This is a genomic window from Dethiosulfatibacter aminovorans DSM 17477 (assembly GCF_900142005.1).
GTDB lineage: Bacteria > Bacillota > Clostridia > Tissierellales > Dethiosulfatibacteraceae > Dethiosulfatibacter > Dethiosulfatibacter aminovorans.
The window spans coordinates 1-22,638 of record NZ_FQZL01000017.1; the positions used below are offsets into that span (position 1 = coordinate 1).

Below are 22,638 nucleotides of genomic sequence, written 5' to 3' on the forward strand. Positions count from 1 at the left end.
TGGCACAGAACAATGAAGTAATAGCATGTGATATTATCCAGGAAAAGGTGGATATGATCAATAACAGGAAGTCACCTATTATTGACAAGGAGATTGAAGAGTATCTGTCAAAGGGTGAACTTAACCTAAAGGCGACTACTGACAACTATATTGCCTACAAGGATGCCGATTATGTTGTTATCTCTACACCGACAAACTATGATCCAGACAGGAACTATTTCAATACAAGGACAGTAGAGGCTGTAATAGCAAATGTATTGTCTATTAATCCTGATGCAGTAATGGTTATCAAGTCTACCGTCCCTGTAGGTTATACTGAAAAGGTCAAGGAAATGTTTGAAACTGACAATATAATATTCTCTCCTGAATTCCTGAGAGAAGGAAAGGCGCTTTATGACAATCTTCATCCTTCTAGGATAGTTGTTGGGGAGGATTCTGAGAGAGGCAGGGTCTTTGCAAACCTATTGGCGGAAGGTGCAATCAGGAAGGATGTTCCTGTACTTCATACAGGTTCAACGGAAGCTGAGGCAATCAAGCTTTTTGCCAATACCTATCTTGCCATGAGGGTTTCATATTTCAATGAACTTGATTCCTATGGAGAGGTAAGGGGTCTTGATACCAAGCAGATCATTGAAGGTGTCGGACTTGATCCAAGGATAGGAAGCCATTACAACAATCCATCCTTCGGTTATGGAGGATATTGCCTGCCTAAGGATACAAAGCAGCTTCTTGCAAACTATGCAGATGTACCACAGAATATAATGTCTGCAATAGTAGATGCCAACAGGACAAGGAAGGACCATATAGCCGATATGATCATCAAGAGGGATCCTGAGGTAGTGGGTATATACAGACTTACAATGAAGACGGATTCTGACAACTTCAGACAGTCTGCCATCCAGGGTGTAATGAAGAGGATCAAGGCCAAGGGTATAGAGGTTGTGGTATATGAGCCTGCCCTTAAGGAAGATGATTTTTTCAAATCCAGGGTCATCAGGGACTTTGATGAGTTTAAGGGGGTTTGTGATGTGATTGTTGCTAATAGGATTGATGATGAGTTGGTTGATGTGGAGGAGAAGGTTTATAGTAGGGATTTGTTTAGTAGGGATTGAATTTCACAAAATAAGTTTTAACCTTATTGGTTATGTGCTAAAATGTATTGTACCCTGTAAGTATTTATTTGAAAATATAGCTATAAAGTAGGCGAAGTAATTAAATGATAGGAAAACAAATATTATATCACGGTTCGGAAGCAAACCGTGCAAATAGCATTTTTGAAAATCAAAAATTCAATACGTCTAAAGATGACAGACATTGGTTGGGAGACGGTGTTTACTTTTATATAGATAAGGTTTTGGCTTATAGGTGGATATGGAACATGTATGAAAAAAGGCATGGAGAAATCATATCTAATAATAAATTATTTGGTAAATATGGTATTCTAAATGCTGAAGTGACTTTTCTGGAAGATAGGGTATATAATTTAAAAGAGATAGAATTTCAGAATGATTTTAGCAGGATAAAACATATAGTTATGAAAAAAGCAGCTGAAGGTAGTAAGTTGTCAAAAAATGATTTTGTTGATGGTACAGTTCTAAATTTAATGTTTAATGAATTTGGCTATGATAAAAACTATGACATTGTAATTGCACTATTTTCAAATAATAAAAAAAATTTATCTGATTTGAGATTTAAAAGTAGAATTTGGTATGGAACGGAAGAACAGGTATGTGTGAAGAATGAAAAATGCATTCTTTCGATAAATATTAACCAACCAGAAGATTTTGAAAAAGTCTATGAATTAATGAAAAAGACATATAAAACAAAGTATAACTCGAAACGGAAAAATATATATAAACAGTAAACATATTGACATCAGTAATATATACAAATATAATTAAAGAGCTAGGAGTGATATTATGAACTCAAAAAAATATGAAGAAATAAAAGAATTACTAGATAGTTTATCTGAAGAAGAATTCTATGCTATGGTAATGAAAGCTAATGAGAATCTGAATTTAGATGAGGCTTGTACGTTTGAATCTGCTAGTGAGTATTCAGCAAAAAGCAATTTGAACTACGAGTTTGATTTCTCAATCGAATTGTCTGAGTCAAATGATATAAGTAAGGCGGCTTAAATATGAATAAATTTACAAGTGCGTTAAGATTTCATAATTATGTTGTGAACTCTGTGAATTTTGAGCATAACTTGGATTTTGATAGTGAAACGGTAAGCATTGATTTTAAGATAAACAGAAAAATAAAGTTTACTTCTGCGAGTGAAATGCAAGTTACATTAGAACTAGATGTGTTTCCTGATTACAAAGAGAAGAATTATCCATTTAACTTAAAAACAACATTTACAGGATATTTTGAAGTGGATTTAGATGATGCAGATATGGACGCAAAGAAATATGCAGAGACCAATGCAGTTGCAATATTATTCCCGTACGTAAGGGCTCTTGTATCCACCTTTACAGCAAATTCTAATGTTCAACCTTTGATATTGCCGCCAATTAATGTTGTAAAAATGATGGAAAACGAATAAAATAAAAATAATCCACTGGTTTTTAACCGGTGGTTTTTTAGATGGAATGATTGGTACCGGGAACATAACTATAAGATGATCTGATCCTGCAAGGAGAAGGTTATAAAATTGAGTTTAAGGAAAAAGCGGATAAATCTTTTGTTGAGGAAATTGTAGCTTTCTTAAATGCTTCTGGCGGCAAATTGTTGCTGGGTGTATCTGACGATGGTTCAATCAAAGGAACAGACACTTCAAATGTAGCCAAGTCGAGAATTCAGACAAGTATTAAGCAGATTAAACCAGCCGTTAATGTCGAAATTAAAGTTGTAGATAATGTTATCGTTATTGATGTCAAAGAGGGAAGAGATAAGCCATATGCATGCTCGAAAGGATTTTTCTTAAGAATGGGAGCCAATTCACAAAAACTCGAACGTGATGATATTATTGATTTTTTCCAAAGTGAAGGGAAAATACGGTTTGATGAGCTTCTTAGGGGCAATATTGATTTTGATAGTGTTTTTGACGCTGAGGCATACACGAAATTTCTGAATATTGCAGGAATTTCGAATGTCATAGATAAGGAAAATGTATTGGTTAATCTGGATTGTGGAATAGTAGACCAAAGATTTATTGCAAATAACGCCGGATTACTGTTTTTTTCTAAGAATCCAATGGATTATATTAAACATGCATATGTTGTTGGAGCCTTATATAAAGGTGTTGATAAGATTACGGTACTAGACAGGAAAGAGATGAAGGGAAACATCATCGATGTAATCGAGGAGAGCATACTGTTTCTTAGGAAACATTTGAATTTAAGATATGAAATTACGGATACTAGAAGAAAAGAGATATTGGATGTACCGGAAATTGCATTGCGTGAAGCCGTCATTAATGCTGTGTGTCATAGGGATTATTTTGAAAAAGGTGCACAGGTAATGATAGAAATCTTTGATGACCGTGTGGTTATTACTAATCCTGGAGGATTGCCAAAAGGTTTGAATAAGAGTAACTTTGGAAAGATAAGTATTGCCAGGAATCCAGTAATAGCATCTTTACTTCAAAGAAGTGAATACATTGAAAAAATGGGCACCGGTATTGCAAGGATGAAAAATGCCATGGTTGAAGCGAAATTACCGGAACCTGAATTTACTACTGATGGATTTTTCATAGTGTCGTTTGTTCGGGAATCATTTTTTAATAATGTCGGAGAAACTGTCGGAGAAACTGTCGGAGAAAAGTTTGTTATAAATCAATTACAGAAATCTATTTTGGAACAGATTAAAAATAATCCAAAGGTGACAGCTGAGAAAATAGCTGGAATAATTGGTGTATCAAGCCGTACTGTTGAAAGAAATATTAAGCTGCTTAAGGATAATGAATACATAGTACGAGTTGGAGCTGACAAAGGTGGTTATTGGGAAATCATAGATAATAGATAAATAGGCTGAATAGGCTGGGTGGATGAACTCGGTTCGGGAGTGAGGAACATCGAGTAAGATTGGTACCGGTATAAGATTGGTACCGGTATATCGGTGCCTGTCGTATAACATTATAACTTATCGATAAACTAGAAAAGTGCTGTAATTTCAATAAGTTTAAGGCTTGGGATTTGTTTCTGAATATCGTTGTACGACAATAATATTGCACATCGGATAAAATAAATTCTTCTTGAAGTTTCTCCTATGTGATGATAGAATGGCTTTACTAGCTAGAGATTGAGAGATTGCTTAACTGGTCAATCGAGTCAGAGTATGTTATAATATATTAAGAATTAAGAATAAAAGAATGGGTAAACAAATGATAATAACAAAGGAGGGATTAGAATGGCTACATCATCTTTTAATAAGGATTTTACATTGAATACCAAGAAGGCTGTGGAGTCATTCGAGAGAATTATGTCCACTCCTAAAAAAAGTATAAAAATAGATAGAAGCTTGGTATCACCTGAAAAAGAGAGGCGAGGTGAGCAGAAATTAGAACAAATGTTATCTCGCTAAAAAGACTAATAGAAATGAGTGATGAGGAGAAAGCTCAAGAACTTATTTCTATTTTTGTTTGTGAAAAAGATTTAGATATTGAAAGCTTCCTAAAGAATAGGGCAATTCAATTTGAAAAGTTAGGTAAGAGTAGGACATTTTTTATTTATGATGAGGATAAGGACGAGTTTGAGATTCTCGCCTATTTCACTCTTGCTATACAGGTATTGAAAATTCCAGAAGGTATGCTTTCTGGGAACAAAATTAAAAAGTTGGATGGATTGAGTGCAAATATGAGAGGAAATCGCATCACAGAGTTCCCGTCCATACTAATCGGGCAACTTGGGAAAAATGAAATGTATCCAGGAACTATTTCAGGATCAGAAGTGTTGGAGTATTGTCTGGCTAAAATACTTGAAGGGCAGGTTAGGTTAGGTGGAAGAATAATAATGTTGGAGTGTAAAGACACTCCTTACTTGGTTACCCTGTATGAAAAGTTCGGATTCAATGTTCTGGAGAAAGACTATGAAGAAGGTGAACTTCTGCAAATGATTAAGGTTCTCGAAGAAGATGAAATTATTGAATCTAAAGAAGAATTCTAGGTCTTGCTCATCGACAATATCCTGGAGCAAGCAAAACTGCTCTCTTGAATTGTCATTAAGGAAGGCTACCATACAAGCTACCCTAACGTGCAAGAAACCATGCAAGCTGATGAGGAAACAAAATACTATTCTGGGACGTAAAGTCCCTTTTCTTTCATGTTAAAAATGAATATAAATTTTACATTCAAAAATTAATTTCAATTCCTTGTTGAAAACCGAACAAATGTTTGGTATACTGAATTTATACTAACGATTGGTACCGGGAACACAACTATAAGAAAATAGGAGCCGTCTACTGGCCGCTGATGGTGGCCATCTATCTTGGATGGAGTTTCCTGATAATGGACTGGCACATAACCTGGATCGTATGGCCTATAGCAGGTGTATCCTTTGCAGCGGTCATGGGCTTGGCGGGATTGTTTGCCGTAGGCAAGAAATAGTAAATTTAAATTTTGTATTGTTGAAGTGTGAATAGATATCTGCTATACTAATGATTGGGTGGATATTGGGTAAGTGATTATATTAAGATGTCTGCTGAAGGCATCTTTTTTTGTTAGTTATGCAATAAAAACTTGTTGTAATTTCAAATTTTATTTTTGGAGGGGCATATGGTTATAGATGAAGTAGAATACTTTAGTTCGGGATATGAAGATATATCATCGGAAAGAGTTGTGGAAAGCATTCCGGAACTAAAGGAAAAATATAGAGAATTATCATGTTATTGCAAAGCGCATGATTTAAATGGTATTCATGATAAGTTGCAATCCAAATTACAAGACTTGAGTGAGCCATTATATATAATGATAGTTGGTATCGGAAACCATGGAAAATCGACTTTGATCAATGCATTGGTTAATAAAAAGGTTGCTGAGGTTGCCATACGACCTAAAACCTGGAAAATAGATATTTACCAATCAACTGATGAAGAAGAGTATGCTGAGTTGACTTGGATTAAAGATGATGAAATCAAGGTGGAGAAGACAACGATTGAGAAAGCAACTGAAATCAGCCAGGAGCTTGAAAAAGTTCAAAAGACTCATTCAAAACTAATAGAGGAGTGGCGAAGCGACCTTAGGCAGGTTAAATGGTTTATAAATTCCAGTTGGCCTGGAGAGAACAGTGTTCTAATTGATACACCGGGATTCAATCAGTTGAGAGCAGATACTTCGATAAAGCTTTCAACCTTGTATAATGCAAAAGGTATACAAGTTGAAAGAGAAGATGGGTTTTCATACTATTACTATAGAGCGGACGTGGTTTTATGGTGTATACGTGCGGGTAAATTACAGGATCGTGAGACTTTGGAAAAGCTTGAAGAGGTATACAGCCAAAACAAACTGATTATTGGTATTATTACGGCAATTGATTTGATTCCCGAGGATAGAAGGGAAGATATAAAGAAAGAAGCTCAAAAGCTTTACGGCAAGTACATGTGTAATTTTGTACTGAGTGCGGCAGGTTCAAAAGATGCCATTTTAAAAGAAAGTACCATCAAAGATATTAAAGATGTTGTTGAAAGAGTAACTGTTGGGAATGAAGATTCAGTTAAGATTAAAGATGCAACACAGTTTTATCATCAACAATTAAATAGTTTTAAGATGAATTTGAGTAATATTGCAGATGTGTATGTCAAAAACACTCTTAAATATTATGATGTTCTCAATTATGTTAAGGACAAACCTCAAGAATTTCTTGAATCAGCACAGAGTAAATTGAGAGTAGCATTAAAAACGGAATATTCCAATTTAACCTGTTCTTTTGATGCTGTATGGGAAAGTTCGGAAGGTGATCCAGAACGTTTTTCAAATAGAATACAAAGTAGTATTAAAAACAGCAGAATCCAACAAAAAATAAAGGCATATTTAGAGACATTTGATTCTGAAAATAAAGCTCTGACTCAGTATGTACGGAAAAACACAAATTGGACAATTCTTAAATTATCCTCGAAAAACAGCAAGGAAATGAATTTGGTCGATTCTACTATTGATTTTAATGAACAGGAATTAGATATTGGAGAATTTAGCATACAGATGAATGTTGATGATGACAGGAAAACTGCTGTTCTCGTGTCAGGATTGGCAGGTGCTTTTTTATTGGGACCAATTGGTCTGGCTCTTGGAGGACTCGGTTTTTTATATAGCGGTTATGCTAAAAAGAGAAAATGCATAAACAGTGCACAGGAGCATATTAGAAATTTCATTGACAATATTGATAACAAATTGAATGAATCATTGACTGGATACGACCAGAATGTGAGTAAGAATTTGAACAAATATTTAAGTAGCTCCTTCAAGGAATATAATGGAGGAACTCCATCCGAAGTTATTGAACGTGTTGAAAGTATAGAAATTGATTTCAATGCACTTAACCTTTATGCTAAAGAGAATCTAGAACACATTGTTCTTGGAATAGGCTATCCTTTAGAGGTAAATGGCTTTCATATAGGAAAAACCAAATATATTCGTCAGCTTATGCATCTACCGGAGATGAAGAAAATTAAAGATAGAAAGAAAAGGTTTATTGATACGTTGATTAAGGAATTGATTAACAATACAAAAGGCATATATTTAGAATATTCTAGAAAAGCTGAGAAAACCAGTTTTTCTTTGAATCAATCTTTGTATGAACAACTTGGTATAGTTAAATATCATGAAATGAATATAGGAGACTACCCGATAATCAGAAATAACGATTTGAATAGATTCAATGATATTTTTAAGGATGAGTATTTTAAGACTGGATATGAAGAGGCTTGCTTGGAATTAAAGAGTTTTTTTGATTTGAATTTTGGTGAAATTGAAAAGAAATGGAATCAAAGAGTGAAGAAAGCAATTAATAAGGAAATTGATGATAGATTATCATTCATAAGTTACGAGTATTCTGTGTGGCAAAAGAAAGCTAGGATTATTGTTGATAATTATGAAGTTGAAAATTATAAATTGCTGGAATTCAGTGAATTCTTAAGGAGTTTAGGCATAAAAGAACTCGTTGATTTTAGATTGAATAGATTACCTGAAGAGAATGTTAAAAAACATACTTATAATTGGAAATGGGCAGATGGTAATGATTGCAGTGAGTATATTAATCTTCAGTATAGGAAGATATCAAGTCAATTAAAATTAAAACTAAATGATACACAGTTTTCAACAGAGTGGGATAATAGAACTAAAAAGCACTACACTATGGATTTAGTAAGAGTTTTAATAGAAACAAAAAGAGAAATGGATATTAAGGACGCTAAAAAGCTTTTCAAGATTCATTCTTGGAATACGGTGAGTGAACTAATTGAGAAAAAGAAATCAGGAAATGAAAGTTCTTCATATTATGTTTTAGGAACTACTTTCAGAGACCATTTTGATATTGGAGACTATTTGAATTCTTTATTTCCTGAAAATATTGAATTACAAGATAGAATGGATAGAAGTATTTTAGATTTGCCGTTAATAAATTACGAAAAGAAACTGGATATGACAGATGAAGTATTCAGTGAGATAATCGATGGAATAGACCTGAAAGGATATATATATTCTTTGAAATCATATGATTTTAATAAGACAATAGATTATATTGCTCTATTTACCTCAATTGGGGGTGTCTTGGCAATTGTTTTGTCCATTATTGCAAGTTTTATGGATGGTCAAAATACTGATTATATAAGCTTAGTTGATCTTTTTAAGGGAATAAATGGTTTACCCATATTTGTAATATTAATAGTTTTAGGGTTAAGTGGCTACTTATACAGGATAATAGATAAAAGAAATGTTTTTAAGAACTGGTTTGAAAAAATCGATAATGCCATATCAAGATATCTTAATGAACTGGAGGAGAATACAAATGACTGATTCAATATCAAAAGCTTATAATTATCTTCAAAACTTCAAGGTGGCAGAAAAGCCAATAATTGATGACAGTGACCTTATGCCATTGGAAAGTCTCATTCAGGAAAAGAATTATTATTCACCATCTATACCGAGGATACTTTTCGTAGGTGAATTTAAAGCAGGGAAATCAACTTTACTTAACGCCTTGTTTGGCGGAGACTATGCTGCAACAGATGTACTGGAAATGACATCCTGGGTTGCCCGATATTGGCCCTCTGATAAGAAATTTTGTAAAATTGTATTTAGTAACGGCAGTGAAGAATATGTCAATCCCATAGAATTCAAAGACAAGTGCCAAAGCAGGGACTATACAGTTGAAGAACTACAAAATATTTCCAGAGTAGACATCGGCATTAATAATCCAAATATCAACTATAGTGTGATTGATTCCCCGGGATTCGGCAGTACTACGGTTGAAAATGAAAAAAGGGTGATTGATGCGATTTCAGAGGCGGATTTCATTTTTTGGGTATTATCATGTGAAGTTATTGGCGGAATGAGAGAAGCGGCAATTATCAATAGTATCAAGGAAAAGGAAACCCCTATGATATGCATTGTAACAAAATGTGATCTGATAGATGATGAAGATGAATTGCAGGAAGTAATTGAATATGTCAACGAAACATACGAGATAGATAGGGATTCCATCTTTCCGCTATCGGCAAACAACTACATCAATGATCAAAACGAATACGAAACTCAAAGATTCAAAAATCTTACTCAATTTATTGACAGAAGGATTACAGTAAACAAAGAAGACATTAGGCGGAAAGCCCAGGAAAGTCATCTGGAAAGAATTGCCGATCATTGTAGAGATTTATTGGAATCAATAGAGACGGAAGTTGACAAAGCTATTGAAGCGAGAGAACGCTATAAATCATTGTTGACAACAGTACGAATGACAGTGGCCAGTAAAATGGAATCGGATATTGTCAAATATGTAAGTTGTAATCTGTTTAACCCTTATAGAAAGAGTATCATAGAGAAAATGGATGGCATAAAAGGTAAGTTAACTTCAGAAAAAATAAATGAAGCGCTTGAAAACGCTCTACCGGCTGATTATATGGATGAATTCTGGGAGAATACACTTGACTATACGTTACTTAGAATTAAGGAATTGTGGAGCGAGGGGATTGAAGAGAACATTGAAGAGATACAGAAAATAAATAATATCGTTTTGTCAACCAAGTTTACGGTTGCTTTCAGCGATGATATTGACCAGTTTAAAACGACAACAAACGTTCTGGCTGATGAGGCTTTCAGGACATCTATTACAGCTTCTATTGGAATAGCAGGAGTTGCAACTGCATATGCCGCTTTGCTGGGACCAGCGGCAGCAACAATTACCATAGGAGCAGCAGCGTCAGGTATTGGAATTCCTATCGCCTTAATGGGTGCAGGTGTTTCTGCAGCAGTGTATTTTGTGAAATCAAAAGGAGGAGCTTCAAATAGTGCAAAAGGTGAAAAAATCTTGGATATAACCATTGAGCAGTTTATCGATGGCATAATAAGAACGGAGTTTATGACCAAAGTAAAAGAGTTCAATCTTCAAACAGAAAACAACTTAATAAGTAACTTTGAAAAGCAAGTTTGCTCAAGACTGCCGGAATCTGATCTAGACAAGATCTCTAATGAGATAAAGAATTTAAAATCAGAACTGGAAAATATACATTATTTGGTTCCAACTAATGGAATCAGTCAAGAGTGCCCTTTTTGTGGAAAAAAAGTAACTGGAAATACACCGTATTGCTTAAGTTGTGGTAATTACCTGAAGAGAGCATAAATGATTCAACTAACTATCATGTTGGCCCGGGTCAGTTCGGTGAATAGGGGAGTGGAACGATGTGGTTTTAATAACAACCATAACAACCGGTGCCTGTCGTATGAGGTTATCTATCGAGAGTTAGAGAGACAGAAATATGCAGCAGGTACCATAAAGATTTATAGGATGATTTACAACGGTTTAGTCAAGTATATGTCTAGCCAAGAGATTACAACTTTTGATGAAAAAGTATGCCTTGACTATTTGTACTTTAGAACCGGTTGCATCAAGGACGGTATATATGGAAAGGGAAATCAAAAAGTCAATCAGGTCCTCAAACCGCTAGAAGTTTTGATGCACTATATTGACACCGGAAATGTTGAATACCGAATACGACCAAGGTTAGCCCCATATTGTTGTCCAAAACAGTTTATCGAAGAGTTTAACCAATTGCAAAATGAATTCGAAGAAAGGCATTATGCATCTGCAACAATAAAGTGCAACATACAAAAAATCAAAAAGTTTTTAGTATTCTTGGACAGCGAAGGTATAAATTCATCAGAAGAGATTGATGCTTCAATAATAACTAAGTTTCTGAAAAAATATGAAGGAAACAAACCGAAATACGTCTCGACAATCATCTGTGTTCTTAGAAATTATTTTACTTTTTTGTATGTCCAAGGTTATACATCTAAGAATAAAAGCGTAGTACTTCCTAAGATTCGTATCATGAGAAATGCATTTATTCCATATACGTGGAAACAAGAGGATGTCAGAAAGCTACTTTCTGTCATTGATAGAGGGGATGCGAAAGGAAAAAGAGATTATGCTATCCTGCTGTTAGTTGTAAGGCTTGGCTTGAGAGTAAGTGATATTCGAAACATGCGGCTTGCAAACATTTATTGGAAAAGAAAGCTTATCATACTGGACCAGACAAAAACTAAAAATAGAATCGAATTGCCTTTACTTGATGATATTGGATGGGCAATTATTGACTATTTGCAAAATGGAAGACCCAAGACGACATGTGACCGTATTTTTGTACGCCATCGAGCACCTTATGAAGCAGTAGGTGAAAATGAAAGTTTTTATCGTGAGCTTCATAGATATATGGTTGCAGGAAACATAGAAATGCCCTTGGATTCTCATTGTGGACTTCATTCGTTGCGTAGTACTTTGGCAAGGAACATGCTAGAAGCCGAAACGCCACTACCAATTATTTCCGAAACACTCGGCCATAAATGTATTCATACAACAAGCATTTATCTCAAAATAGATTTGGAAGGTCTCCGCAAGTGCGCTCTTGATCCCGAGGAGGTATTTCAGTCATGAAAAAGACGTATGAATGGAAAAGTGATCTTTCCGAACTAATCCAGTCATATATAGCTGAAAAACAGATGTGTGGATTTAAATTCATTGCACAAGAAAGAGAACTCAAACATTTTGATGAGTATTATTTTCAGATGGGATACAACGGAATAAGACTGACAAAACCAATGGTCAATAATTACATTTATGATTCTGTATTTGATAGAAAGTCCACTTATTATGCAAAAGAACGAGTGCTTCACTGTTTCGGTGAGTTCTTATGCTCACATGGCTATAAATCCTATATTGTACCAATTAAATCCAGAAGTCTAAAAAGAACAACACATACACCCTACATATTTTCTAAAGAAGAGTTGAAACGTTTTTTTGTTGCAATTGACACCTATCCCTATACCTCATTTACTAATAGAAATCGAATCGACCCAGTGCTCTTTCGGTTATTGTATGGATCGGGCTTAAGAATCTCCGAGGCATTGAATATACAATGTCGGGATGTAGATTTTGCAAGTGGGACGCTAACAATTCGGCACGCAAAGAATAACAAAAATCGGCTTGTGCCAGTTAGCAAGAGCTTAAACGACCGGTTTAATGCTCTTTACCAAGATGTTCATAAATTCAGTGATGGTAATACATACTTTTTCATTAGTCCGCAAGGTGGGAGATTGGATATAAGCACTGCTTATTGCAGGTTTCGGGACTATCTTGTAAAGGCAGGCATTTCGCATACTGACAGTGGTCCTCGAATGCATGATCTTCGACATACATATGCCGTTCATTGTTTTAAACGCTGGGTTTTATCTGGGCAAGAACTTACCAATATTTTACCTTATCTGGCTGCATACATGGGACATTCGGATTTTAGAGCAACACAATACTATCTTCGCTTAACTGCTGACTTGTATCCGGATATATTAGCCAAAACAGAATTAGCATTTGCTTACATTATTCCTGAAGGGGGTGATGTAGATGAAAGCTAATGATTTTTCAAGATATCTGACACGGTTTTTCTCTACTTATTTGCCTGCACAGAAAAATTTCAGTGCCAATACGATTAGTTCCTATAAAGATTCTTTCAAAATTTTTCTAACATACTGCGAGGAAGAAAAAGGGATCAAACCTGAAAAGATCTCAGTAAAAATATTGGATAAGGAACTCATTGAAGGTTTTCTTGAGTGGTTGGAGCTAAAACGACATAATTCAGCATCCACAAGGAATCAGCGATTGGCTTCTTTACATTCTTTTTTCCGATTCATACAGAAGGACAACCTTGAGAATCTTTCTGAAATTCATAGAATATTGGCAATTCCATATAAAAAAACAACTGGGAAACTCATACATTACTTGACTGGTGATGAAATGAAAATCCTATTGGAACAACCGGACTTATATACCAGGGCAGGTAGAAGAGACCTTGTATTGTTGGTAGTATTATACGATACTGCCGCCAGGGTGCAGGAACTCATAGATTTAAGAAGAAAAAACGTAAGGTTAGCATCTCCTTCTGTGATAACGCTCCATGGTAAAGGTGATAAAGTTCGACAAGTACCTATAATGAAAAAGTCGCAAAAGTTAATTTCAGATTACTTGAAAGAGTCTTATAGGAATGCTGGAATTGATGAAGGTGAGATGCCACTTTTTTATAATCAACAATATACCAAATTATCAAGATGGGGTGTATCATATATCATTAAGAAGTATTCTATCAAAGCTTCAAAGGATGTAGAATTTAATGTTGATTTTCCAATAACTCCTCATGTATTTAGGCATAGTAAAGCGATGCATTTGTTGCAAGCAAATGTAAACTTGATATATATACGAGATTTATTAGGTCATGTGGATATAGCTACAACAGAAATATATGCAAGAGCAGACATTGAAATGAAAAGAAAAGCACTCGAAGCAGCATATGTTGACCTTCATACAGAAGAAATGCCTAATTGGAATAAAGATCAAGATTTGATGGAATGGTTGAAGAGCCTATGTGATTAATATATTATGGTGAGTGAATTGGAGCATAGCGCTTATTTTATGTAGGTTTCAACCATTAACTCACCATAATAGACATACTGCGGCAACTTTAATGTATCAATATGGAAATGTTGATATCAGAGCTTTACAGGAGATGCTTGGGCATGAGAGCATATCCACGACACAGATATATACACATGTTAATAGTGAAAGATTAAGGCAGGCTGTTTACAAGAATCCTTTGAGCGAATTCGATAATAAGGTCAAGGAAGAGCGTATGGATTACATAGCTTGAAGAGTTAACAATACGGTGCTTGTGAAAGCTCCGAAAAACGATATGCATCAACTAAATATTCATAGCCATTAATAATTATGAAACCCTGATTTGCACAGATCGGTACCGGGAACATGAGTAAGAAGGAAATTATTGATTTCATCATGATCCAGAAAGCACGGATAGAAAGAGAAAGGAATTGAAAATATGAAGAGAATTGGTTATACTGAATTTGTGGATTTGAAGAAGAAGCAACTGTTAGGAAATTCCGAATAGTTCAAACTGAAGGTTCGCGCCAGGTAAATAGAGAAGTGAAACATTACAATTTACAAGTCATTATTTCTGTTGGATTTCTAATATCTGCAATGGTCGGTCTTGACATGAGAAGTACAATGGAAATGGATACAACCATTAAGGGTGTTTCTGTTAGTAGAGAAACTATTGAAGAAACAATCGGTGCCTGTCGTATGAGGTTAATTGCCGAGTAGTTCACAAACATCTGAATGTTATTTTGAATTTTGTATGAATTGATGATATAATTACACTAAAAGGTACGCGTTAAAAACTCAAAGCGGACTTAGAGGTGTAAATATGATTGATATAAATAGAATTATTGATGAATTTAATAAGCATGGAGGTGTATTGAAAACATCAGAATTGAATGCTATTGGTCTTAATAGTAGACAAATTAAGAAATTGCTTAATAATAACAAAATATCTAAAATAAAACAGGGATATTATGAACGTACTGGAACAATTACTCCGGAAGAAGTAATTATCTCAAGACTGTTTCCAAATGCTGTCATATTTCTGGAAAGTGCACTTCATTTCTATGAGTACACAGACCGTATACCTTTGGCTTGGCAAATTGCGGTTGATAGGGATAGTAATAAAAGTAAATATAATATAGATTATCCGTTTGTTGAACCATTTTTTCAGGAGCTTAGGTTTTTAAGTATTGGAGTAAACACAATTGAAATTGATAATATAAGCGTTAAGATATTCAACAGGGATCGAACGATATGTGATTTGATGAGATACGAACACAAAATTGAGAAGGAAGTTTTTTCAAATGCAGTTATGCGTTACATCAAAGATCCGAAAAAAAATATCAGGCAGCTTTTTGAGTATGCAAAAATATTTAATATAACTAAAAAAGTACAGATACATATAGGGAAGTGGTTATAATAGTTAAATCAGCGGCATCATTATTAGCAAAATTGAAGAATAAGTCAAAAAAAGACAAGATTCCTTTTCAACAATTGCTGAATTAATTTTGTCAAGAAGAATTCATTAGGAGAATGTCACAGAGTGCTTTTTCAGATAAGTTGATTCTCAAAGGAGGATATTTGTTGTATTCCATTAGTGGATTTACAACAAGACCAACTGTTGATGCTGATTATTTATTAAAGAATCACTCAAATGAAGAAACGGCAATAGAGGAAATGGTTAGAGTTATACTTGAAGAAAAGTCAGTTAATGAAGTTGTCACAATTGAAATTAGAAATATTGAAAAGATTAGTGAATTTAAAGAATATCATGGAATGCGAGTTAACTTAGTTGGAATGATAGGAAAAACACGTACTCCTTTTAGCATAGATATTGGTATTGGCGATGTTATTATACCTTCAGCGGTTGAAAGAACACTTCCTGTATTGCTGGAGGATTTTAATCATCCAACAATAATGACATATTCCCTAGAGTCAACTGTATCTGAGAAGTTTGACGCTATTATAAATTTAATGGAAGCAACGGGTAGAATGAAAGATTTTTATGATATTTATTATCTTGCCAATTCCTTTGAATTTGAAGGTGCTAAACTTCAATATGCCGTTAAAGCTACTTTGTCTACAAGAGAAACTTCATATAAAAAAGACTCTGTAACTGTAATTAAAAGGTTAATCGAAGATACGGCTATCAATAATCGATGGAAGAATTTTTGTAAAAAGATTTTGAAATATGAATTGGATTTTGAGAGAGTTGTTGATTTACTGGTAGAATTCATAGACCCGCCGTTTCAGGCACTAATAGAGGGTGAGGAGTTTTCAAGTATTTGGAATCCTGTTGAAAAACAGTATCAGTAGTCTCATGAAATGATGAAGGCTTGGAACACACCTGAGATGGTCATGTCAAGGGCCTTGAAAATGGCAGAGGAATAGATCGGTACCGGGAACATGAGTATGAGATATTTAATGAGACTTAAGTACAAAACCGAGTAATATAGTGATTAAGAAGGAGAAGCGGAAAATGGATGAATACTCAAGGATACTGATTGAGGAATATTGTAGGAAGAATAATTCAAAGAAAAGTCACCAGCTGTGGGAATTACTAGAATTATCGTATAGCATGGATATTGAACCTGGTGAAGAGGATGCAATCTTCTTGGAAAAAATGATTCATAATGAGAAAAATCCAGAATTGAAAGAAGCCCTACGGGATTTGGATGAATTCCTATTTGGATAATTTATCCAAATCCGATTGAGTGTCAAAATTCTGGAAGTTAAGGGACAAATTAGTTAGTAGATTTGATGGAACATTTCAAACTAATGGAGCGAAAAAGGAATTGGATCCATTTGTTGGTTTTAACTATTGCATAATAGGGATTGGTGCCTGTCGTATGAGGTTATGAGCTATTGGGATGACAGCGAAATGTTGTGATTTCAATAGTTTAATGGTTTGTGATTAAAATTGAACGAGAATCCGCCGCAAATTTAAATTTTCATTTGAGCGTTGTTTTATTTTACCTTGCAACTACCGGTTGACAAGTTTAAAAGGCCAATTGATTGTGCGCAACTGCCAGTATTGATATAATTAAACCATACAGATGGTAGATTGTTTGAAAAGGATGATGGATTATGAAACTGGCAGATAAGATTATCAGATTAAGAAAACAGTTCGGATGGTCCCAGGAAGATCTTGCAGAGAAGCTGTCCGTATCGAGACAGTCTGTTTCCAAGTGGGAAAGTGCATCAAGCATTCCTGACCTGAACAAGATCATCAGATTATCGGAGATTTTCAGCGTGCCCACTGATTACCTCCTTAAGGATGAAGTGGAACTGCCTTCCGGCATTGTGGAAGACAGGGATGTGCAGGTTCCAAAGGTTAATTTGAATGAAGCCAGGGCATACCTGGCTGCCAAGGAAAAGATTGCAGGCATAATTGCTGCGGCTGCACTGATATTGATATACTCAGTATTGCCCCTCTTCCTCCTGTTGGCTTATTCCGAAACGGATGGTGCACTCATTTCGTCGGATATGGCTGCAGGTGTCGGACTGGTGACCTTGTTCCTCATGGTGATCATCGGTGTCATGGCGGCTATTTCAACATTGAAATACAAGAGGAATTTTGAGAAGATTGAGGAAAGTGAATTTGAACTCGACTATGGGGTGGAAAGCATTTTGGACGAACAGGCTGAAGACTACAGACATGTATTTGTCTTCAGACTGGCGGTGAGTGTGGGAATGTTCATATTTGCCGTATTGCCCCTGATAGTAAGCAGTTTTTTGACCGACCTGGAATGGATATTGATCTTGATGCTTTGCCTGATGATAGCCATAGCGGGTGCAGGAGTATATATCCTGGTTCCGTCCGCTTCCAAGCACGGAGCTTACAACAGGCTCCTGGCAAGAGGTGATTACGCACCTTCGAGAAGGGCCGAGACCAAGCTGGCCGAGAAAATAGGAGCCATCTACTGGCCGCTCATGGTAGCCATCTATCTTGGATGGAGTTTCCTGACCATGGACTGGCACATAACCTGGATCGTATGGCCTATAGCAGGTGTATCCTTTGCAGCGATCATGGGCTTGGCGGGATTGTTTGCCGGAGGCAAGAAATAGAAAAGAATAATATCAAAATTAAATATGTTTTTAAAAGAACGGTTGGGAAAACTAGCAAATCAGAGATTTCAAAACTATGTCCGGATATTAGTGTTACAACTATTGAACGTACTTTGGCTAATTTATATAGATGTCTGCAAAGGCGATTTGCGGCGATAAAAAAGGGATGTTGAGTCCCTTTTATCTTATATGTTCTTACGTCTAAAAAGGTCACTTGTATGATATTTACTGATCCTGGCTTTCGCAAAAGTGTATGCAACCGAAGACAGTGTACTGACAGGTATTACGATTGCTGTGTATAACACGAGTCTCAAAGTCAGTGATGATATGCTTGTTTTGTCCGCAAACCATATAGCCGCTATCAGTACCAGTGGGTGCATCAAATAAATATAGAACGAGCTTTTGCTCAGATTCCTGACTGTATCATACTTGTCGGAAACTTTTCCCACAAGGTAGATTCCCACGATGTACAGAAAGAATATTGAAAATACCGAATATACAAACCATAAATTTATTGTGGCCGGATTGGATGTATAATAGAAATATGTGTACATGGCTGCAGTAGCGGTATAACCTGCAGTTGAAATGAGTGCAGTACTTCTTTTGCCCATGATCCTCATGGACTTGTCGTGGTTTTTTGTAAGATATATGCCTAAGACAAAGAAAAACATGTATTTTAAGAATATCCTGTCGCTGTATAAGAAATCAAGCTCCGAAGCCAGAATGAAATTAACGGCGCCAACAACTGCAAGAATCAATTCATGGTTGAACTTTTCAAACATGTAGTTGAATATGGGAGACAAAAAATACAGCTGAGTCAATATGACTATGAAATACAAATGGTAGCACATGGTGCCCAGAAAAAGGCTCTTTATAAAAAAGGACAGGCTTATTCCATAATATCCCTGGTATATGAATACCATATAATATGCAAGATTCCAGAATAAATAAGGGATCAATATTCTGGGAAGCCTTTTCCCTAGAAATTCACCATATTCGAATTTCCTGTTCCTGTAGGAATAAAAGCTGGTGACACCGCTAAGGAACAAAAAAGCCGGAGTGGTGTATTTTATGCTCCTATTCAACAGTGTCACTATTTTAAGATGGATGCTTCCAGGCAGGTAGCCCACCACCCCTATTGCTGAAATATGAACCAGGATTACCGAATAACATGCAATAATCCTGATATAATCGAGTTCCCTCAATCTGTTTTTTGACATTGACTTCTCCTGGTATCAAGTACCTTTTTTGAATTTATACTGTATATTAACAGAATATAATGTCCATTACAAGCAAAACATTGGTGACGGAAACATGGGTATGAAAAGGGACAAAGAGTCCCTTTTATCAAAAGGTAAAAATGAATAAATATTAAGCATATGGCGATGATATAAATGTCAATATGAATTGTGCTTATGCTTTAAAATGCGCGTGCTTTGCAATATAATATAAGTATATAGACTGAGAAATATAATATCATCAATTATCAGGAGGATATATTGTGAAAGATATTGTAGAGACACAAGAAAAAAACAAAATAGTGATATTCTTAATTTGTATTATATCAATATTTCTCAATCACCAGAAACCAATTTCGGGGATTAATATATCAATTTCAGATATTGCATTAGTACTTCTTTTCTATATTTATTTAATTAATAATGAGTTGTTCATACCGAAAAAAGTTTTACTATTTTTCGTGTTCTTATCTATAACAAATTTATGCACGTCAGTTTTTATTTCTCCTAATAAATTCAATTATGGTCTTAATATCAATTCAATTCTCAATGACTATATTAAAATGGTTGCTTCATTTTTATATTTTTTATTTGGTTATAACCTGGTCAAGAACAGAATGACTATGTCGGCATACAAGTGGTATTCCATAATGTCTATTTTCATGGGTGGTTTAGGTATAGTACTTGTATTGCTGGACATAAATGTTTTCAGGAGCATTCTATTTTATGAAGGGTCACGTTATGTTGGATTGATGAATGATCCAAACTATTTTTCATTAATTCAATGCAGTGTTTTAGTTTACGTAATAAATAATGAACAATTAAGCAAGATGATTAAGGCACTAATTTGTGCATCATTATTTCTATCAATAGCACTATCAGGTTCGAAAACCGGCATGATAATATGTATATTATATTTATTTGTTTCATATATGCGAATGCTAATTAAAAATAAGTCATATAAACATATAAGCTATAATTTATTATTTTTGATATTTATATTTATTTCAGGCTCTCTTTTACTAAGTGCAATGCAAGTATTAATGGACCAGCTGGTTAGCATAAACCCGGTGATTGGAAGAATCAGATTGCTGTTTACTGATTTCAATGCAGCCATATCAGCAAATGGGTCTATTAGGCTTAAGGTATGGACAGATGCTATTGAAATCATTAAACAGTCGCCTTTGCTGGGAGTGGGTACTGGTTCATATTTGCCTGCCAGAATATCATATGGTAGTGGAAGTCTTGCCCATAATACATTCTTACAAATCATAGCTGAATGGGGTGTTCCATTTGCAATGCTGTTGTTCCTGAATATGATAAATGTCTTTTCCAAGACCAGGAAATTTTGTGGCAGCAGGGACATGATAATAATGAGAGACATGCTGATTGTTTTTCTACTTGGCTCACTCTCTTTATCTCTTAATAATGCTAGAATGCTATGGATGTTTTTCGGGGTACTATATAGCGTTAGTTTGTGCGAGAATCACGAGGAGGATTATAGAAACGAAGCAGGATTTTAGCAATGGATAACCGTATCAAATAATGCTTAAGAGGCAGGTTGATAATGAATAGAATTGCAATATATCTAATGTTGATAACAATATTGTCTAAAGTGACAGGTTTTGCCAGAGATATAGTGGTTTCATATTTTTATGGTGTATCGAGTATAACAGATGCTTACTTAATTTCGCTCACTATTCCCGACACAATCTTTGCTTTTATCGGTACGGGAATTGCGACTAGTTTTATTCCCATATACAATAGTCTGATAGAAGAGAAAGATGGCATAGCTGCAAATAGGTTTACCAGTAATGTAATAAACTTGATCTTAATAATAAGCACAGTGATCACCATAACCGTTTTAGTTTTCACAGTTCCGGCAATTCAGCTGTTTGCATCAGGTTTTAAAGGGGAAACGTTGAAGTTAACTGCTCAATTTGTAAGGTTCAGTATATTTACAGTGTATTTCTCAGGTTTGATTTATGTGTTTACCGCATTTTTGCAGTTGAAAAACAATTATTTGGGTCCGGCACTTAGAATTATTCCATACAATGTTTTAATAATTATATCTATAATATTAAGTAGTAAAACTGATACTATTGTTTTGGCCATTGGCAATATCTTTGCATTTGCAGTTCAATTCATATTTTTGCTGAAATTAGTATCGAAAGAAAGGTACAGGCATGGATTTACTATAGATTTAAATGATACATATTTAAGGGAAATGTTGGTTTTATCTATTCCGGTGATATTGGGAGTATCGATAAATCAATTAAACATATTGGTTGATAAAAATATTGCATCTCGAATTATGGTTGGGGGAATATCTGCACTTTCTTATTCCAGCAGGCTTAATCTCTTTATCCAGGGAATCTTTGTTGTACCGATAACGACTGTAATGTATCCTATGATTTCAAGGATGGTTGTGGCTAAGGACGAAGAACGATTAAAAAAAACAATATATTCTTCAATAAACAGCGTTAATTTATTGTTGGTCCCCGCTACATTTGGAGCTGTATTATTTTCAAAACAGATTGTGGCATTATTGTTTGGAAGAGGCGCATTTGATAGTAATGCAATTGTTATAACTGCCAGTGCTCTGGCATTTTACTCTTTAGGGATGGTGGCTGTAGGAATCAGAGATGTATTGTCCAAGTCTTTTTATGCTATGAAAGACACAAAAACACCAGTGATCAATACCACTATAGGAGTGTCTCTCAACATAATTCTTAATATATTATTATCAAGGTATTTAGGTATAGGAGGACTTGCATTGGCAACAAGCATATCCGCGTTTTTTACAATGGGATTAATGTTTATGAGTCTTAATAAAAAGCTGAGAGTGCTTGGCCTAAAGAAAATGACAATTGAATTAATGAAAATACTCCTGGCTTCATCAGCCATGGGTGTTGTTTCAAAGTTATTCTTCTATAATTTTATGAGCAATGAATTTAATCAAAGTCTGTCACTTGTCTTTTCCATAGTGATCGGTGCGATTACTTACTTCATATTAGTCTATCTTATGAAAGTAGAAGAGGTTAGAAGTATGGTTGCTGCTATTGGAAAAAGGTTCAACATAGCTGATATGATCATCAAGAGGGTTCAGAAGTAGTATAACAGTTAGTTGTTTTATATGCACAAAATACGATTTTGCACCAACAACCATTAATGTTTTTAATTATTATATTTTAAAATATAATATTATAGAGTATAATAAGCATATAAACCATTGAAGAAGG

Annotated in this window: 20 protein-coding genes and 1 pseudogene; 20 read left to right on the forward strand and 1 reads right to left on the reverse strand. The window is 35.0% G+C overall.

Annotated elements, in window-relative coordinates:
• The 18 genes and pseudogenes from BUB05_RS11320 to BUB05_RS11400 all read left to right on the forward strand — a co-directional run.
• A partial coding sequence (locus BUB05_RS11320) for a nucleotide sugar dehydrogenase (protein WP_073049730.1) occupies window positions 1-1,112 on the forward strand: 1,112 nt, incomplete at its 5' end.
• Between the two features lie 104 nt (window positions 1,113-1,216).
• The gene (locus BUB05_RS11325) at window positions 1,217-1,864 is read left to right on the forward strand and encodes a hypothetical protein (RefSeq protein ID WP_073049731.1); all 648 of its coding nucleotides are present in this window, start codon (window positions 1,217-1,219) and stop codon (window positions 1,862-1,864) included.
• A gap of 55 nt (window positions 1,865-1,919) precedes the next feature.
• Window positions 1,920-2,138, forward strand: coding sequence for a hypothetical protein (locus tag BUB05_RS11330; RefSeq protein ID WP_073049732.1), 219 nt, complete (start codon window positions 1,920-1,922; stop codon window positions 2,136-2,138).
• 2 nt (window positions 2,139-2,140) lie between these two features.
• On the forward strand, window positions 2,141-2,548 hold the full coding sequence (locus tag BUB05_RS11335; protein WP_073049733.1) for a protein-export chaperone SecB: 408 nt from the start codon (window positions 2,141-2,143) through the stop codon (window positions 2,546-2,548).
• A gap of 107 nt (window positions 2,549-2,655) precedes the next feature.
• Window positions 2,656-3,969, forward strand: coding sequence for an AlbA family DNA-binding domain-containing protein (locus BUB05_RS11340; RefSeq protein ID WP_245819870.1), 1,314 nt, complete (start codon window positions 2,656-2,658; stop codon window positions 3,967-3,969).
• Between the two features lie 384 nt (window positions 3,970-4,353).
• Window positions 4,354-4,527, forward strand: a complete 174-nt coding sequence (locus BUB05_RS18690) for a hypothetical protein (RefSeq protein ID WP_175548556.1) — start codon at window positions 4,354-4,356, stop codon at window positions 4,525-4,527.
• A 14-nt stretch (window positions 4,528-4,541) separates the two neighbouring features.
• The gene (locus BUB05_RS11345) at window positions 4,542-5,108 is read left to right on the forward strand and encodes a hypothetical protein (RefSeq protein WP_073049735.1); all 567 of its coding nucleotides are present in this window, start codon (window positions 4,542-4,544) and stop codon (window positions 5,106-5,108) included.
• 608 nt (window positions 5,109-5,716) lie between these two features.
• A complete protein-coding gene (locus tag BUB05_RS11350; RefSeq protein WP_073049736.1) occupies window positions 5,717-8,950 on the forward strand; it encodes a dynamin family protein in 3,234 nt (1,077 codons plus the stop codon).
• Window positions 8,868-10,772 (forward strand): dynamin family protein, encoded by a 1,905-nt coding sequence (locus BUB05_RS11355; protein WP_094762877.1) that lies wholly within the window; start codon window positions 8,868-8,870, stop codon window positions 10,770-10,772. The genes BUB05_RS11350 and BUB05_RS11355 overlap by 83 nt, the downstream gene beginning before the upstream one ends.
• Window positions 10,773-12,083: a site-specific integrase gene (locus tag BUB05_RS11360; protein WP_094762878.1), complete on the forward strand. Its 1,311-nt coding sequence runs from the start codon at window positions 10,773-10,775 to the stop codon at window positions 12,081-12,083.
• Complete coding sequence (locus tag BUB05_RS11365; protein ID WP_073049738.1) at window positions 12,080-13,057, forward strand: tyrosine-type recombinase/integrase; 978 nt, start codon at window positions 12,080-12,082, stop codon at window positions 13,055-13,057. Before BUB05_RS11360 ends, BUB05_RS11365 begins: the two co-directional genes overlap by 4 nt.
• Window positions 13,047-14,069, forward strand: a complete 1,023-nt coding sequence (locus BUB05_RS11370; protein ID WP_073049739.1) for a tyrosine-type recombinase/integrase — start codon at window positions 13,047-13,049, stop codon at window positions 14,067-14,069. The genes BUB05_RS11365 and BUB05_RS11370 overlap by 11 nt, the downstream gene beginning before the upstream one ends.
• 58 nt (window positions 14,070-14,127) lie before the next feature.
• Window positions 14,128-14,343, forward strand: a pseudogene (locus tag BUB05_RS11375) (tyrosine-type recombinase/integrase); the annotation flags it as partial.
• A 290-nt stretch (window positions 14,344-14,633) separates the two neighbouring features.
• Window positions 14,634-14,810 carry a hypothetical protein gene (locus BUB05_RS18930; RefSeq protein WP_425430044.1) on the forward strand — a complete coding sequence of 59 codons (177 nt, stop codon included), beginning with the start codon at window positions 14,634-14,636 and terminating at the stop codon, window positions 14,808-14,810.
• Between the two features lie 103 nt (window positions 14,811-14,913).
• Complete coding sequence (locus BUB05_RS11385; protein WP_073049741.1) at window positions 14,914-15,510, forward strand: type IV toxin-antitoxin system AbiEi family antitoxin domain-containing protein; 597 nt, start codon at window positions 14,914-14,916, stop codon at window positions 15,508-15,510.
• Window positions 15,511-15,623: 113 nt separating this feature from the next.
• Window positions 15,624-16,406, forward strand: coding sequence for a nucleotidyl transferase AbiEii/AbiGii toxin family protein (locus BUB05_RS11390; RefSeq protein WP_094762881.1), 783 nt, complete (start codon window positions 15,624-15,626; stop codon window positions 16,404-16,406).
• Window positions 16,407-16,569: 163 nt separating this feature from the next.
• Window positions 16,570-16,785, forward strand: coding sequence for a hypothetical protein (locus tag BUB05_RS11395; RefSeq protein ID WP_073049742.1), 216 nt, complete (start codon window positions 16,570-16,572; stop codon window positions 16,783-16,785).
• Between the two features lie 392 nt (window positions 16,786-17,177).
• Window positions 17,178-18,158, forward strand: a complete 981-nt coding sequence (locus tag BUB05_RS11400; protein ID WP_073049743.1) for a helix-turn-helix domain-containing protein — start codon at window positions 17,178-17,180, stop codon at window positions 18,156-18,158.
• A 185-nt stretch (window positions 18,159-18,343) separates the two neighbouring features.
• Here BUB05_RS11400 and BUB05_RS11405 read toward each other — a convergent pair whose 3' ends face one another.
• The gene (locus tag BUB05_RS11405) at window positions 18,344-19,378 is read right to left on the reverse strand and encodes an acyltransferase (protein WP_073049744.1); all 1,035 of its coding nucleotides are present in this window, start codon (window positions 19,376-19,378) and stop codon (window positions 18,344-18,346) included.
• A 281-nt stretch (window positions 19,379-19,659) separates the two neighbouring features.
• Between BUB05_RS11405 and BUB05_RS11410 the strand changes: the two genes are divergently transcribed.
• The gene (locus BUB05_RS11410; RefSeq protein WP_073049745.1) at window positions 19,660-20,919 is read left to right on the forward strand and encodes an O-antigen ligase family protein; all 1,260 of its coding nucleotides are present in this window, start codon (window positions 19,660-19,662) and stop codon (window positions 20,917-20,919) included.
• Between the two features lie 44 nt (window positions 20,920-20,963).
• Window positions 20,964-22,511, forward strand: coding sequence for a murein biosynthesis integral membrane protein MurJ (gene murJ / locus BUB05_RS11415; RefSeq protein ID WP_073049746.1), 1,548 nt, complete (start codon window positions 20,964-20,966; stop codon window positions 22,509-22,511).
• Window positions 22,512-22,638 lie beyond the last annotated feature (127 nt).

Excerpts from the sequence above, each read along its gene's own strand:
- murJ (WP_073049746.1), top strand. The coding sequence starts at position 20,964 with ATGAATAGAATTGCAATATATCTAATGTTGATAACAATATTGTCTAAA.
- BUB05_RS18690 (WP_175548556.1), top strand. The coding sequence starts at position 4,354 with ATGGCTACATCATCTTTTAATAAGGATTTTACATTGAATACCAAGAAG.
- BUB05_RS11355 (WP_094762877.1), top strand. The coding sequence starts at position 8,868 with ATGTTTTTAAGAACTGGTTTGAAAAAATCGATAATGCCATATCAAGAT.
- BUB05_RS11390 (WP_094762881.1), top strand. The coding sequence starts at position 15,624 with ATGTCACAGAGTGCTTTTTCAGATAAGTTGATTCTCAAAGGAGGATAT.
- BUB05_RS11325 (WP_073049731.1), top strand. The coding sequence starts at position 1,217 with ATGATAGGAAAACAAATATTATATCACGGTTCGGAAGCAAACCGTGCA.
- BUB05_RS11385 (WP_073049741.1), top strand. The coding sequence starts at position 14,914 with ATGATTGATATAAATAGAATTATTGATGAATTTAATAAGCATGGAGGT.
- BUB05_RS11345 (WP_073049735.1), top strand. The coding sequence starts at position 4,542 with ATGAGTGATGAGGAGAAAGCTCAAGAACTTATTTCTATTTTTGTTTGT.
- BUB05_RS11370 (WP_073049739.1), top strand. The coding sequence starts at position 13,047 with ATGAAAGCTAATGATTTTTCAAGATATCTGACACGGTTTTTCTCTACT.
- BUB05_RS11400 (WP_073049743.1), top strand. The coding sequence starts at position 17,178 with ATGAAACTGGCAGATAAGATTATCAGATTAAGAAAACAGTTCGGATGG.
- BUB05_RS11395 (WP_073049742.1), top strand. The coding sequence starts at position 16,570 with ATGGATGAATACTCAAGGATACTGATTGAGGAATATTGTAGGAAGAAT.
- BUB05_RS11365 (WP_073049738.1), top strand. The coding sequence starts at position 12,080 with ATGAAAAAGACGTATGAATGGAAAAGTGATCTTTCCGAACTAATCCAG.
- BUB05_RS11335 (WP_073049733.1), top strand. The coding sequence starts at position 2,141 with ATGAATAAATTTACAAGTGCGTTAAGATTTCATAATTATGTTGTGAAC.
- BUB05_RS11360 (WP_094762878.1), top strand. The coding sequence starts at position 10,773 with ATGATTCAACTAACTATCATGTTGGCCCGGGTCAGTTCGGTGAATAGG.
- BUB05_RS11330 (WP_073049732.1), top strand. The coding sequence starts at position 1,920 with ATGAACTCAAAAAAATATGAAGAAATAAAAGAATTACTAGATAGTTTA.
- BUB05_RS11350 (WP_073049736.1), top strand. The coding sequence starts at position 5,717 with ATGGTTATAGATGAAGTAGAATACTTTAGTTCGGGATATGAAGATATA.
- BUB05_RS11405 (WP_073049744.1), bottom strand. The coding sequence starts at position 19,378 with ATGTCAAAAAACAGATTGAGGGAACTCGATTATATCAGGATTATTGCA.